The organism is Candidatus Palauibacter sp. (genome assembly GCF_965216145.1).
GTDB lineage: Bacteria > Gemmatimonadota > Gemmatimonadetes > Palauibacterales > Palauibacteraceae > Palauibacter.
In genome coordinates this window covers 1,950,138-1,964,724 of the sequence record NZ_OZ244149.1, presented here as the reverse complement: position 1 = coordinate 1,964,724, position 14,587 = coordinate 1,950,138, and the positions used below count along the sequence as shown (strand labels likewise).

At 70.1% G+C, this 14,587-nt stretch carries 12 protein-coding genes; 11 read left to right on the top strand and 1 reads right to left on the bottom strand.

Going from position 1 to position 14,587, the window contains the following annotated elements; genetic code table 11:
- Positions 1–55 precede the first annotated feature (55 nt).
- Positions 56–1,252 (bottom strand): hypothetical protein, encoded by a 1,197-nt coding sequence (locus ACOOHF_RS08590; protein WP_420464194.1) that lies wholly within the window; start codon positions 1,250–1,252, stop codon positions 56–58.
- Positions 1,253–1,418: 166 nt separating this feature from the next.
- Between ACOOHF_RS08590 and ACOOHF_RS08585 the strand changes: the two genes are divergently transcribed.
- The 11 genes from ACOOHF_RS08585 to ACOOHF_RS08535 all read left to right on the top strand — a co-directional run bounded on the left by ACOOHF_RS08585 (position 1,419) and on the right by ACOOHF_RS08535 (position 14,567).
- Entirely contained in the window at positions 1,419–2,852 is a 1,434-nt protein-coding gene (locus ACOOHF_RS08585; protein WP_420464193.1) for a HupE/UreJ family protein, read from the top strand.
- A gap of 124 nt (positions 2,853–2,976) precedes the next feature.
- A complete protein-coding gene (locus ACOOHF_RS08580) occupies positions 2,977–4,002 on the top strand; it encodes a peptidyl-alpha-hydroxyglycine alpha-amidating lyase family protein (RefSeq protein WP_420464192.1) in 1,026 nt (341 codons plus the stop codon).
- 52 nt (positions 4,003–4,054) lie between these two features.
- Positions 4,055–4,729: a hypothetical protein gene (locus ACOOHF_RS08575; protein WP_420464191.1), complete on the top strand. Its 675-nt coding sequence runs from the start codon at positions 4,055–4,057 to the stop codon at positions 4,727–4,729.
- A gap of 6 nt (positions 4,730–4,735) precedes the next feature.
- Positions 4,736–6,319, top strand: a complete 1,584-nt coding sequence (locus ACOOHF_RS08570; protein ID WP_420464350.1) for an NAD(P)/FAD-dependent oxidoreductase — start codon at positions 4,736–4,738, stop codon at positions 6,317–6,319.
- A 70-nt stretch (positions 6,320–6,389) separates the two neighbouring features.
- Positions 6,390–8,222: a quinohemoprotein amine dehydrogenase subunit alpha gene (gene peaA / locus ACOOHF_RS08565; RefSeq protein ID WP_420464190.1), complete on the top strand. Its 1,833-nt coding sequence runs from the start codon at positions 6,390–6,392 to the stop codon at positions 8,220–8,222.
- On the top strand, positions 8,219–9,658 hold the full coding sequence (gene peaB / locus ACOOHF_RS08560) for a quinohemoprotein amine dehydrogenase maturation protein (protein ID WP_420464189.1): 1,440 nt from the start codon (positions 8,219–8,221) through the stop codon (positions 9,656–9,658). Before peaA ends, peaB begins: the two co-directional genes overlap by 4 nt.
- 13 nt (positions 9,659–9,671) lie before the next feature.
- Entirely contained in the window at positions 9,672–10,007 is a 336-nt protein-coding gene (gene qhpC, locus ACOOHF_RS08555) for a quinohemoprotein amine dehydrogenase subunit gamma (protein ID WP_419163089.1), read from the top strand.
- Positions 10,004–11,128, top strand: coding sequence for a YncE family protein (locus ACOOHF_RS08550; protein WP_420464188.1), 1,125 nt, complete (start codon positions 10,004–10,006; stop codon positions 11,126–11,128). Before qhpC ends, ACOOHF_RS08550 begins: the two co-directional genes overlap by 4 nt.
- 40 nt (positions 11,129–11,168) lie before the next feature.
- Positions 11,169–12,896, top strand: a complete 1,728-nt coding sequence (locus tag ACOOHF_RS08545; protein WP_420464187.1) for an ABC transporter ATP-binding protein — start codon at positions 11,169–11,171, stop codon at positions 12,894–12,896.
- Positions 12,893–13,624: a S8 family serine peptidase gene (locus ACOOHF_RS08540; RefSeq protein WP_420464186.1), complete on the top strand. Its 732-nt coding sequence runs from the start codon at positions 12,893–12,895 to the stop codon at positions 13,622–13,624. Before ACOOHF_RS08545 ends, ACOOHF_RS08540 begins: the two co-directional genes overlap by 4 nt.
- Positions 13,625–13,934: 310 nt before the next feature.
- Complete coding sequence (locus ACOOHF_RS08535; RefSeq protein WP_420464185.1) at positions 13,935–14,567, top strand: tyrosine-type recombinase/integrase; 633 nt, start codon at positions 13,935–13,937, stop codon at positions 14,565–14,567.
- Positions 14,568–14,587 lie beyond the last annotated feature (20 nt).

Here is a 14,587-nt window from a genome sequence, read left to right as displayed (position 1 = left end):
CGAGAGAGGCGCCCCCGTCCCTTGTGAGTCCGGCCGTGAAACGCGACCGGCCCGGCTACTGGTCGCCGCGCGGCCATGGCGGACCCTGGTTCTCGGCGGAGACCTGGCCCATTCCCATGTACACGAACTTCTGGACCCGCTTCCCCTCGTAGGTCTCCGTCGTGTAGATGTTGCCCTGGGAGTCCGTCGCGATGCTGTGGACCGCGAAGAACTGGCCTGGCTGCCGGCCGCCATCGCCGAAGCTGGTCAGGATCTCGAGCGTGGCGCGGTCCATGATGTAGACCCGCATATTCTTCCCGTCCGCCAGGTACATGTATTTCTGCTCCGGGTCGCGCGAGAAGGCGATGTCCCACGTCGACCCGTCGCCCAGCGTGCGCGGCGCGATCCGCACCTCATCGACGTACGTGCCGTCCGTCTGAAAGACCTGGAGGCGGTCGTTGGGACGGTCGCATACGTACACGAAGCCGTCGAGCGACGGCTCGGCGCAGTGCACGGGCGTCCGGAACTGCTGGATGAGCGGCGCGTCCGGATCGTAGCGCGGCGTCGGCGTGTCGTCCGGGACGTTTCCGTACGCGCCCCAGTAGCGCTTGAAGGCGCCCGTCGATGCGTCGAGCACCGCGACGCGGCGCCCGCCGTACCCGTCGGCGAGGTAGGCCTCATTGGCCTCACCGTCGAAGGCCAGCTTGGCGACGCGGTTGAAGCGCGTCTCGCTGTTGCTGTCAGGCTCCTCCCCGACCTCCGGCTCCCCGTAGGACGCCAGGAATTCGCCGTCGCGCGAGAACTTCAGGATATGCGAGTCACTCGCGCCGTTGCCGCCGATCCACAGGTTGTCCATGTGGTCGACCGTGATCCCGTGGTTCGAGGCGGGCCATACGTAGTCGTCGGAGGGGCCGCCCCACGAATTCACGAGGTTGCCCTCGGGATCGAACTCGAGCACGGGGGGCGCGGCCCGGCAGCACTCGCCGATGGGCGGGTCGGCATCGGCCCCGCCTTCGGTGCGTTCGGTGAGGTTGCCGCGGTGGATGATGAACACGTGGTCGCGGGAGTCCACCCCGACCCCGATCGCCGACCCGAGCACCCAGTGATCCGGCAGCGGCTGCGGCCAGAAGGGGTCCACTTCGAACATCGGCGCCTCGACGCCCTGCCCTTCGCTGGCCTGAGCCCCGTCGTCCATCGCCGCCTGGCCGCACGCGAGCGCGATGACGACGCCGGCGACCGCACCCAGGATGAGGGTCCGTTGCTTCCCAGTCATGCTGTATCTCCTTGCCGATCGTGTACCGTGCCGCGCTCGTTCACGCTACCTGTCCCGTCCACATTCGTCCAGAGACGCTGCCGGGGTCGACGCCACGGGCCAACCGCACCATCGTTCCCGACGAACAGGCCTCATCTCGAAACGTCACGGACTTCGGAGATCGTGAATGGACGCCCGCTGCCGGACAACGACCTTGACCGGGCTCGCGCTCGCCGTCGGCGGCTTGTCGGTCCCGGTCGGCGGGCTGCGGGCCGCAGCCGATCCCGCGACGCCGGAGGTGCCCGGCCTGGCGGTGCTGCACGAGATTCCGTCGGACGTCACGGTGCAGGCCTTCGTCACGCCGGAGGGTCGGCGGCTCCGCTTCCTCGTCCGGGCGCCGCTCGAGGCCATGCGCGACATCGAGTTTCCGCAGTACGGCTTGGGGTATCTCGATCTGGAGGCCGCGGGTCCGTTCCTTCGCGACGCGGCGCAGCTCTGGCTCGCGGACTACGTCACCTTCCTTGAAGAGGACCGCCGCCTGGGGACGCCGCGGATCGTGGCCACGCGGGTCTCCCTACCCTCGGACCGTTCCTTCGCCACGTACGAGACGGCGCTGGCGCATTTCGACGACCCGCCGCTCGATCCCGGGCTACAACTGCCGTGGCGGCAAGCGCTGCTCGACGTGCTGCTGGAGTACGAGATCGAGTCGGACCGGTCGCGTTTCTCGATCGACCCGGCCTTCGCGCACCTCGGGCTGCGCACGGTCACGGTCCTGCGCCTGCGCCCCCCGGATCGGCCGGAACGCGCCTTCCAGTACGTCGGGGATCCGGGACTCGTGCGGCTCGACCCCCGCTGGCACCAGGCGGCGCTCCGCTTCGTGTCGCTCGGCTTCACGCATATCCTGGACGGGATCGACCACCTCCTCTTCCTGCTCTGTCTCGTCATCCCGCTGCGGACGTTGTGGGGTCTGCTTCCCGTCATCACGTCGTTCACCATCGCGCACTCGATCACCCTCATCGCGTCGGCCTTCGGCATCGCGCCGCGGGCGCTCTGGTTTCCGCCGCTGATCGAGACGCTGATCGCGCTCTCGATCGTCTACATGGCGCTCGAGAACATCGTGGGGGGCAAGCCGCGCAAGCGGTGGCTGCTCGCGTTCGGGTTCGGACTCGTGCACGGCTTCGGCTTCTCGTTCGCGCTCAGCGAGTCGCTCCAGTTCGCCGGCGGACATCTGCTCACTTCCCTGCTCTCCTTCAACGTCGGGGTGGAGTTGGGGCAGTTGTTCGTGGTGGCCCTCGCTGTCCCGGCGGTCGAACTGTTGTTCCGAAAGGTGGTGGCGGAACGGATGGGGACCATCATCGGATCGGCGCTGCTCGCGCACACGGGGTGGCACTGGATGACGGAGCGCGGCTCCGCGCTGATGGCGTACCGCTTCCGGTGGCCCGTTTTCGACGCGATGCTGGGCACGCAGCTCATGCGCTGGGCGGCGCTCGTCCTCATCATCGTGGGCGCCGGATGGGCGATCAGCGGCCCCTTCGGCCGACTGGCGGCCAAGGCGAAGAGCCGCGGGAGGTCGACCGTGGCCGCGGGAGGCAGCCCCGCGACGGAACCCGAGGCGACGTAGCGGACGTTCCCGCGGGAACGCCTTCGGGCCCCCGCGGCGAGGGCGGCGAGGGCGGATGCCTGCGCTTGCCCGGCTTGGCGATCACGTCGCATCGTCACCGGACCCATCACGGAAGGAGGGCGGATTGCAAGACGCAAGACGAATCATACTTCTCGCGGTCCTGGCGCTGGCGGCGGCGGGCCCGGGCGCGGGGACGCTCCAGGCGCAGTTGACGGCGCCCAACCCGTACATGGCGATGGACGGCTGGGGACAGCTTCCGGACGGCCGAAGCTGGGGCGCAACGAGCGCGGTCTATCCGGCGCCCGACGGCGAGCACATCTGGGTGGGCGAGCGCTGCGGCGCGAACCTGTGCGTCGAAAGCGACGTCGACCCGATCCTCCTCTTCGACACCGAGGGCAACCTCGTGCGGAGCTTCGGTTCGGGGATGATCGCGTGGCCGCACGGGATGTTCGTGGAGGATGACGGCAGCGTGTGGGTGGCCGACGCGGTGGGATACGCACCGGTACCGGAGGGCTGGGGACACGTCATCTACAGGTTCAGTCCGGAGGGCGAGGTCCTGATGACGCTGGGCGAGAAGGGCGTCGCCGGCGACGGGCCGAACCACTTCAACAAACCGTCGGACATCCTCGTCGCGCCCGACGGGAGCATCTTCGTGGCGGACGGACACGACGCCGGGGGCAACAACCGCATCATCAAGTTCGCGCCCGACGGCACCTTCCTCATGGAGTGGGGGCGGATGGGGACGGCGAACGGAGAGTTCCGCGACCCGCACGCGCTCGCCATGGACTCGCAGGGACGCCTGTTCGTCGGCGACCGCGGAAACAGTCGCGTCCAGATCTTCGACCAGGAGGGGAACCATATCGAGACCTGGTATCAGTTCGGGCGTCCGAGCGGTCTGTTCATCGACGAGAACGACGTGCTGTACTCGACGGACTCGGAGTCGAACGCACGCCGCAACAAGGGATGGCTGCGCGGGATCTACATCGGCGACGCGGCGTCCGGGTGGGTGACGGCTTTCATCCCCGACCCCGAGCCGAATCCGGACGCCTCGGGAACGAGCGGGGCCGAGGGGATCGCGATCGACGCGCACGGAAACCTGTACGGGGCGGAAGTGGGTCCCCGACAGATGCGGAAATATATCCGGCGCTAGCGGCGACCGGAGCGGAGCAGATCGAGCGGATTACACTGGACAGGAGTCGGACATGAAACGGGCCATCAGTCTCACCGCGATTCTCCTCGCGTTCGGCGCCAGCGCGGCGGCGGCGCAGGACGCGAACATCAGCTTCTTCATCACGAGTTCGAATTCGGGCGACGGCGCGGACCTAGGCGGGCTCGAGGGCGCGGACGCGTACTGCGAAACGCTGGCCGAGGCGGCGGGGCTGCCCGACCGCATGTGGCGAGCCTACCTGAGCGCGACCGGATCGGGCGGCGTGAACGCGCGCGATCGGATCGGCGACGGGCCGTGGTACAACCACGCGGGCACGCTGATCGCGCGGGATGTCACGCACCTCCACAGCAACGGCCCGAACCTGACCAAGGCCACGATCCTCACCGAGAACGGGGATGAGGTGAACGGTCGGGGCGACCAGCCGAACCAGCACGACATCCTCACCGGCTCGCTCATGAATGGCATGGCTTCGGGCGCGGACGGGGACACGACGTGCAGCAATTGGACATCGGGCGGCGAGGGCAGCGCGCTCGTCGGGCACCACGACCGGCAGGGCGGTGGCCAGAACCCGACGTCGTGGAACGAGGCCCACCCTTCGCGGGGCTGCAGCCTCGAGAATCTGCGCGGCACGGGGGGGGACGGCCGCTTCTACTGCTTCGCCACCGACGGGCCGAGCGGGGGAGACGTGCTGCGCCAGCGGGAGCGGTAAGCCGAGCTGGCAATCAGGCCACATGATGTCCTGATCGTCGGTGGGGGGCCGGCCGGCTGCGCCGCCGCGGCGTCGCTGGCGCGGCACGGGCATGATGTAGCGCTCATCACCCGGCCGGCCCCGCCGGCGAAGTGGCTCGCCGAGTCGATTCCCGGCTCGGCCCGCAAGCTCCTCGAACGCGTCGGTGCACTGGATGCGCTCGACGCGGCGGGCCTCGTGCCGAACGAGGGCAACACCGTCTGGTGGGCGGATATGCCCCGCCGAGAAGAGCGGTTCGAGGCGCAGGAGTGCGGCTTCCACGCCGACCGGGCCGCGCTTGAGGCCGCCTTCCACGGCGTGGCCCGCGAGGCGGGGGCGCGGCTGCGGACGGACGGCCCGGTCATCGAGGCGGCGGCCGGGCCCGACGGCTGGCGCGTCGCCACCGCCACCGGGAGCTACCGGGCTCGCTGGGTGCTCGACGCCTCGGGCCGCGCCGGGGTGCTCGCCCGGCGCGGGTTCCGCATCCGCGAACGCGGGATCACCACGCTCGCCCTCATCGGCCGCTGGACCGCGGACCCCGACGCCCCCGCGCCGGACCCGGGCCGTACGCTCATCGAGAGCTACCGGGACGGGTGGGCCTGGTCGGTCCCGACCTCGCCGCGCACCCGCTGCGTGACCGCGATGGTCGACCCGCGCCGCACGCGCCTGCGCCGCGAACGCGGCCTCGACGGCATGTGGCGCGCCGAACTGGCCAAGGCGGCGCGGCTCGCCGGGCGGCTCCGCGCCGGACGTCTCGCGGGTCCCGTGCGGGCGTGTCCCGCATCGCTGTATGGCGCGACCTCGCACGGCCGGCAGGGCCTGCTGCTCGTCGGCGACGCCGGCTCCTTCATCGACCCCCTCTCCTCCTACGGCGTCAAGAAGGCGCTCGCCTCCGCCTGGCTGGCCGCGATCGTGACGCGCACCGCGCTCGAGGACGAGGCCATGACCGGACCGGCGTGCGAGCTGTACGACGGCCGCGAGCGGGAGGTCTACCGCACCTACCGGGCCCTCTCCGTCCCCTTCCTCGAGCAGGCCGCGGCCGCGAACGAACACCCCTTCTGGGAGGTCCGCCTCGCCGCCGCCCGAGAGGCCGGCGCGGACAGCGCCGGGGCCGACATCGCCGGGGCCGACATCGCGGACGCGGCGGCGACACCGGGAGCGCCCGCCGTCGCGGAGCCCGGCGACCGCTCACTCGCAGACCGCCGCGCCGAGGCGTTCCTGGGGAGCGCGGAGGTGCGGACCGCGTACGAGACGATCCGTTCGCTTCCCTCGGTCCACTTCCAGCGCGGCGCCGCGCTGGCGTCCGTCGAGCGGCCTGCCGTGGTCGACGACCGGGTCGCACTCGAGCCGCACCTCGTCTCCGAACGGCTGCCGGCCGGCGCCCGCTACGTGCGCAACGTCGACCTCCGGCGGATCGTGGAGGTGGCCCCCGCATCCGCCCAGATCCCCGACATCTACGAGGCGTACAACCGGCGGGGCGCGCCCGCGCCGCTGCCCGACTTCCTCGCCGCCCTCGCGCTCGCTGTCGGCGCAGGATTCCTCGACCTCTCGGAGAACCCGGTGCGGAGCTGACCGCCCGCGTTTCGGATTGACGCGGCCGGCATCGTCAACGCACAATCAACCAACTCCCAACGGAGGAGATATGGAGAGCGAAGCGTCCAAACGGGATGCGGTCGCCGATCAAGCGAGACGGGGCTTCGGCCTCACCCTCCCGGCGGCCGGACTGGCCATCGGCGTCGCGGTTTTCGTCGCCGCGCGTGCCGTTCCCTCGGTCCCCGGGATGCCCGGATCGCTCGCACTGCCTGCCGCGCTCACCGTTCCCCCTGCCGTCGCCGCCTCCTGGTCGCACGAGACGGACGAGACGGACGCGACGGACGAGGACGAAGGCTACCCGGTCGAGAGCGACCTCATCGTGCGGCGCTGCCAGCGCTGCCACGAGCGCGACGACCAGGGGCGCATGTCCCGGATCTCCTACGAACGCAAGACCCCGGAGGGGTGGCAGACCTCGGTCCGGCGCATGGTGGCGCTCAACGATGTGTCGCTCGATCCGGACGAGGCGCGCGAAGTCGTCCGCTATCTCGCGAACCGGCAGGGGCTCGCTCCGGAGGAACTCGAACCCGGCCGCTTCGAGGTCGAACGGCGGCTGATCGAACACGTCTACGAGGCAGACCGCGACGTCGAGAACACCTGCATTCAGTGCCACAGCATGGGCCGCGTCATCACCCAGCGCCGCACCCGCGAGGAGTGGGAACTGCTGATGGCGACGCACCGCGGACTCTACCCGCTCGTCGACTTTCAGGGGTTCCAGTCAAGGGACGATGACCCGCAACCGGTGGACGTGGCGATCGATCACCTGTCCGAGGCCTTCCCCCTCGAGACGCCCGAGTGGTCGGCCTGGTCCGCCTCGATGCGCTCGCCCCGGCTCGCCGGCACGTGGGCGCTGGCGGGGTTCGAGCCGGGCAAGGGACAGATCTTCGGTACGGTCGAGATCGAGGCCGGGGACGGACCCGACGAGTTCCTCAGCTCCGCTTCGTACACCTACGCGGAGTCGGGGGCGCGGGTGGGGCGCAGCGGACAGTCCATCGTCTACACCGGCTACCAGTGGCGTGGACGGTCGAACCCGGGCGGTTCGGACGAACTCCGCGAGGTGATGACGGTCGACCGCGGCTGGCAGAAGATGACCGGCCGCTGGTTCACCGGCGCGTACGATGAGTTCGGGCCCGACGTGAAGCTGACCCGGGTGAGCGGCGGCCCTGTCGTCTCGGGCGTGCACCCGCGGGCGCTCCGCACCGGCGCCGAGGCCGCCGAAGTCCGCGTGCACGGCGCGAACCTCCCGATGAACCCCGCCGCCGCGGACTTCGATTTCGGCCCGGGCGTCCGCGTCGAGTCGGTGCTGGGCGGCGACGCGAGCCAGGTCACGGTGCGCGTCGCGGTGGACGCCGAGGCGCCGGTCGGGGGGCGCGACCTCTTCGTCGGCGGCGCGAGCCTGGCCGGGGCGCTCCAGGTTCACGATGGCGTGGACCGCATCCAGGTGACGCCGCGCGCGGGCATGGCCCGGATCGGCGGCGCCAACTTCCCCAAGGGATACCAGCCCTTCGACGCCATCGGGTGGGATGACGGACCGGACGGGGAACCGGACACGGAGGACGACCTCCGACTCGGGCGCGTACCGGCGACCTGGAGCATGGAGGAGTACACCGCCACCTTCGAGGACGACGACATCGACTACGTCGGCGGGCTCGGCCCGGACGGCGTGTTCACACCCGCCATCGACGGTCCGAACGAGGACCGCCGGGGCAGCCGCAACAACGTCGGCGACGTGTGGGTGGTCGCGACCTACGCGGGTTCCGCCGCGGACCCGGACGCGGCCTCCGTGCGGCCGCTGCGCGCCCGCGGCCATCTCATCGTCACCGTACCGCTCTACCTGAAGTTCGATCCGTGGCAGGGCGTACCCTCGGGGAGACTGATCCCATGATCCAACCCTCCGGCCTGCTGGGGCTCCGCGAATTCCACACCTTCGAGGCGGCGGGAGAGAAGTTCCTGTACCTCGTCCCGTCGGCCGGCATCTTCCGGATCGACCCTGCGTCCTCGGCCGTCCTCGACCTGCTCAGCTACGGCCCGCACGCGCCGGGCGAGATCGTCAACTCCCTCTCCGACCGCTTTCCCGTGGACAGGTTACAGGAGGGGTTGACCGAACTTCAACACATCCGCGCCATAGGTGAGGCCGGAGCGCCCGCCGAGCAGGTGGTGAACGACCTGCCCCCGGAGGGGTTCCCGCTCACCACGATGGTCCTCAACGTCACGAACAAGTGCAATCTCGCCTGCACCTACTGCTACGAGTACGGCGAGGACAAGATCGTCGACACGACGTGCACGGACGACCCGAAGTTCATGGCCGACGAGACGGCGCGGGACGGCGTCGAGTTCCTGCTCAAGGAGTCGGGACCCATCGAAGTCGCCCACCTCACCTTCTTCGGGGGCGAGACGCTGCTCAACTTCCCGACACTCCAGGAAACAGTGGCCTACGCCCGCCGCCGCGCCGAGGAGGAGGGGAAACGGATCGAGTTCAGCCTCACGACGAACGCGACGCTGCTCCGCCCCGACATCATCGAGTGGCTGGCGGACAATGAGATCGGCGTCACCGTCTCCATCGACGGGCCGCAGGAGATGCAGGACCGGATGCGGGTCTTCCACAGCGGGAAGGGCTCCTACGAGACCGTCCGCCCGCGGATCAAGGCGTTGCTCGAACGGCACAAGACGCGCCCGATCGGGGCCCGCGTCACCCTCACGCGCGAGAACCTCGACATCCACCGCATCTACCGTCACCTCACCGAGGAGATGGGGTTCTGGGAGGTGGGATTCGCCCCCGTCACGACCTCCTCGGGCCGCGACTGGGAGATTACCGACGACGGATACGTCGGCATGCTGCGGCAGTTCGATGAACTGGCGCGGGATTGGCTGGAGCACGCGGTGCAGAACCGTCACCACGGTTTCTCGAACGTGAAGGACACGCTGGAGGAGATCCACAAGGGCGTGAGCAAGGCGTACCCGTGCGGGGCCGGGCTCGGGCTCATGGGGGTGACGACGGGAGGCGACGTGTCGCTCTGCCACCGCTTCGCCTACTCGGACGAACACAGCTTCGGGACGGTGGCCGACGGGATCGACCGCGATCGCCAGCGCGAGTTCCTCGAGGACCATCACATCAAGAACAAGACGGACTGCCATACGTGCTGGGCCCGCCCCATCTGTTCGGGCGGCTGCTACCATGAGGCGTACACGCGGACGGGTGAGACGACCTCGCCCAACCTGCACTTCTGCACCTGGGTGCGGACGTGGACGCACACATGTCTGGAGATCTACGGAGAGTTGGCGGAGCGGAACCCGACGTACCTGACCCGCTTCGACCATTGACCGGGAGAGAGCCGTGAAACACTTGAAGCCGATCAACCAGAAGGCGGGCCGGATCGAGGCGCAGGTGGCGCGCGAGCAACTCGACGTGGTCGGACTCGAGAGCCGGCCGCCGGAGGGACCGCACATTCCGCTCGGGTGTTCGCTCGTCTTCTCGCCCGGCTGGGAGGTGGACTCGAGCGGCGGGACGGCCGGGCTCTGCCAGCCGGTGGAACGGGATCTGTTCGACTGTCACCTCGCCTGCTTCTGGCCCGCGCACGTACCCGACCAGCTCAACCACTCGCCGGACTGGACGTCGCAGTGCGCCTCGGCGCAGAAGGACTGGCGCAAGCTCGACCTGGTCTTCCCGTGATCCGACGCAGGCGCCCCGGGGGCCGGATGGCCCCGATCCTGGCGTCCGCTTGCGGGCTCCTCTTCGCCACGGCGCTGGCGGCGCAGGAGAACGGCGGCGGCGCGGAGAACGGCCGCAACGCCTACTGGTACATGGGCAACTACAGCAACGAGGTGCTCGTGTGGGACGAGGCCTCGGAGGAAGTCGTGGACCGGATTCCGGTCAAGCGCGCGATCTCCCTTCGTCTCACCCTCTCCGACGATCGATCGCGGCTCTACGTTCTGGATCCGTTCTTCGAGACGGTGGAAATCATCGCCCTCCCCTCGAAGGAATCCGTCGGCGAGTTCACGTTGAGCGAGGGTTCGACGCGGACGTGGATCCGGTCGTTTCAGGTCCATCCGAGCCTGGAGTGGGCCGCCATTCTCGTGCAGAGCCGCACGAAGCTGGCGGACCGCTACCAGATCGACGAGCCCACCATCCTCCGCTTCGACCTCACGAGCTACGAGGTCACGGACACGATCCCGTGGCCGGGCGAGGAGCTGCGCCAGAACGCCAACTTCCGTTTCTCCCCCGACGGGGACCTCCTGTACATGTTCTCGGACGATCTGATCGCGGTCGACTCGGAGACGTTCAAGGAAGTGGACCGCTGGGCGATCTCCGAACCGTTCGAGACGGGGCTGGGCGCGATGACGCTCCCCTTCGGCGAGAGCCCGTACCAGGAAGAGGAAGGGGTCTACACGGGCCTCTTCCGCGTGATGGATCCGGTCCAGAACCGCCGGCTCATGGGCTTCGCGACCGTGGACCTGGCGGAGCAGCAGGTCGAGTTCCACCCCATCGGGCCCTCCGAGCGCGTGTCTTTCGCGCTCTCTCCGGACGGAACGAAGGGGTACGGGCTCAGGTCGGAGATCGGACACTACGAGATGTGGAAGTTCGACCTCGCGGGGCGAAGGGTCGCGGACCGCATCACCTTCGAGGGGCGACCGCGCATGGCGCTGATGCCGAGCGCCGACGGGGAGCGGCTCTACATCTACAACGCCGGCAGCACGATCGACGTCTACGACGAGGAAACCTTCGAGCTCCTGCGCACGGTCACGCTGGACGCCGATATGACGAGCGTCGTCGTGGTGCCCGATCCGGGTTGACCCCGGCACCTGATCCGGCATCTGAACTCGTGAGGTCCGGGTGATCCGGGACCCACACCTTCGCCGGGCCCTCGCCTACATTCGACCGTACGCGGCGGCTCTGGTTCCCGTGGTCCTGCTCTCCACGGCGGGCACCGCGCTGGGGCTGGTGCTCCCGTACCTGTCGAAGACGATGATCGACGACGCGATCCTCGGCGGCGACTTCCCCCTCCTGCTGCGGATCACGGGACTCTTCGTCGGGATCACGATCCTCGGCTTCGGCGCCAACGTGGCGAGCGGGATGCGCTATACGCGGGTCTCGGCCCGGATCCTCTTCGACATGCGGCTGGCGCTCTACCGCCACCTGCAGAAGCTCTCGCCGCGCTTCTACGCGCGGACCCCGCTCGGCGATATCGTCTCCCGCATCAACAACGACATCGCGGAGATCCAGCGCGTGACGGCGGACGCGGCGCTGAGCCTGTTCGGGAACGTCCTCTACCTCGTGGGCACGGTCGCGATGCTGGTGTGGCTCGACGCGCGGCTCTTCCTGGTGGGGCTGGTCGCGCTGCCGCCGAGTCTGTGGGCGCTGGTCCGATACCGACGGCAGTTAGAAGGACGTGTGACCCAGTTGCGGGAGCGGAGCGCGGACATCGGGAGTTTTCTCATCGAGACCGTGCAGGGGGTGCGGGCGGTGGTCGCGGCCAACGCGCAGGAGCGCGAGGCGGAGCGGTTCGGGCGCCACAACGACCGTTTCGTGCGCGCGCTGCTCTCGATGCGCTGGTTCACGTATCTGGCGGGGGGCCTTCCGGGGCTCCTGCTGCAGACAGGGACGGCGGCGGTCTTCCTGTACGGCGGCTACCGGGTGATCACCGAGGCGACGACGCTGGGGACGTTCATCGCCTTCATGGCCTACCAGATGCGGCTGCTCTTCCCGGTGCAGGCGCTGATGGGGCTGTACGCGAACCTCGCGAGCGCCCGGGCGTCGCTGGTGCGCGTGCACGAGCTGTTCGACACACCGCCCGAGGTCGACGAGATGGAGGGGGCCGGGCGGCTGGGCCAGGCCGAGGGGGCGGTGGTCCTCGACGACGTGCGGCTCGGGCATGGCCGCGGGGGCGAGGTGCTGGCGGGGGTGGCGCTGGAGATCCCGGCGGGGCAGGTGGTGGCGCTGGTCGGGGCGAGCGGGAGCGGGAAGTCGACGATCGCCGACCTGCTCTCGCGGCAACTCGACCCGGACAGCGGGAGGGTGCTGCTCGATGGGCGGGACCTGCGGACGTTGGCGCTGGCGGACGTCCGGGGGCAGGTGGCGGTGGTCGAGCAGGATCCGTTCATCTTCCACGCCTCGATCGCCGAGAACGTGCGCTATGCGAGACCGGACGCGTCGGACCTCGAGGTCGCGGGGGCGCTTCAGGCGGCGGCGCTCGACGGACTGCTCGTCTCCCTGCCGGAGGGAGCCGACACCATCGTCGGCGAGCGTGGACGACAGCTCTCCGCCGGGGAGAGGCAGCGCGTGGCGGTGGCGCGGGCGTTTCTCTCCGACCCGGCCGTCCTCGTGTTCGACGAGGCGACGGGGGCGCTCGATCCGGCTTCGGAGGCCCAGGTGCTGGAGGGCTACGCGGCGCTGATGCGGGGGCGGACGACGGTGCTCATCACGCATCGGCCCGAACTGGCGCGGCGCGCGGAGCGGGCGGTCGTAATCCGCGACGGGCGCGTCGCGCAGGACGGGCGCCCGGCCGACCTCGACGACCGGCCCGGGCCGTTCCGCGCCCTGTTCGCGACCGACCGCGGGTGAGTCCGCCGCGCACGGTTCGACTGGGCGCGGCGGCGCTGCGCGGCCGGACGGGCCGGGGGGTCTCGATCGCGGTCATCGACAGCGGGGCGCATCCAAACCACCCGCACCTCGGCCCGCTCGCGGGCGGGATCGGGTTCACCCCCGACGGGACCGCGCACGACGACCTCGTGGACCGGCTCGGCCACGGGACCGCCGTCACGGCGGCCATCCAGGAGAAGGCGCCGGGCGCGCGGATCCACGTCGCCCGCGTCTTTCACGACGTGCTGGCGACGAGCGCCCGGACGCTGGCGAAGGCGATCGACTGGGCCGGGGAGCGCGGCTGCCGCGTGGCCAATCTGAGCCTCGGGACGCCGCGCCAGAACCGCATCGACGTGCTGCAGCCTGCGGTCGATCGCGCCGTGCAGCGCGGTACGCTCGTCATCGCGGCCTACTCGCACGAGGGTGAGCGCTGGCTCCCGGGCAGCCTCCCCGGCGCGCTCGGCGTCTGCCTCGACTGGGACCTCCCGCGGGACGCCGTCCGCATCGGCCGACGCGACGGCCGGCGCGTGCTCTACGCCTCCGGCTATCCCCGACCGATCCCGAACGTCCCGCCGGAACGAAACCTCAACGGGATCAGCTTCGCCGTCGCGAACGCGACCGGCATGGTCGCCCTCGCGGTTGAACCCTTCCCTGAAGCGCGCGGCCGCGCCGCCGCCCTGGCCGCGCTGGAGTCGCTGGCCGCAGTCTGACGTTCCCGCGGGGCTGTATTCTTGGAGTCGCCCTGGTCGTCTATTCCAATCGGCGGGAATCAATCGGCGGCAGGCGCGAACCCTGCGGCGGCTGTCCAGAGTCTTCCGAAGGTGTCCATTGTCGGGCCTCTGGTAGCACCTGAGCACCGTATGGGCGTCCCGCCAGCCGCCAAGCTCGCAGAGTACCTTGAGCGGCTGGTTCATCAGGTCGCTGGCAAACGTCCGCCTCAGCGAGTGCCAGCCCCGGCCGCGCTTCGGTTCGAGTCCCGCCAAGGTCGGCGTCCGGTGCTCGTAGCGCATCTTCTCGTGCTTGGCCCGCCGGAAGGCGCTCGACAACAGCCGCATGGTCCGGCTCGGCCGGGACCCGCGCGGGCGCGGCGTCCCGACGTTCGCCGAAGGCGCCGAGCGGACGATTCGGCTTCACCGGGAGGGTTGGAAGGCTGGGAGCATGCTTCCGGATCAGTGGGCGTCCACGTTCCGCCTCCACGCCGCGCCGCTCCTCGACAAGCCGGTGGACCGGAGCACGAGCGCGGATGTGCTCGGGTCCCTCGCCCCGATCTGGAAGTCGAAGCCCACCGCGGCGGCGAAGGCCCGAAACCGGATCGCCGCCGTCTTCTGGTGCGTCGGCCGGAATTACCGCCCGGACAACCCGGTGGACCGGGCGGTGGTGGCGCTGCCGAGGGCAAGCGGCGGCGCGACGGAGCACTTCGCGGTTCCGCTGAGCGCGGGCGCGCTCGATGTCCTCGGACGTGTGCGCAAGCTGTCCGGGATGTCGCCGTTCGTGTTCCCGTCGAGGGCCGAGTCGGGCGTCCCGGCCGAGGTGGCGGAGGCCTGCCTCGCCCACGTCCCGAACAGCCGGGGCGTTCAGGCGTACCAGCGCTCCGACCTGCTGGAGCGCCGGGCCGAGGTCCTCCGAGCGTGGGGCGACTACCTCACGCAGTAGGCCCACGCAACCCGACCCGC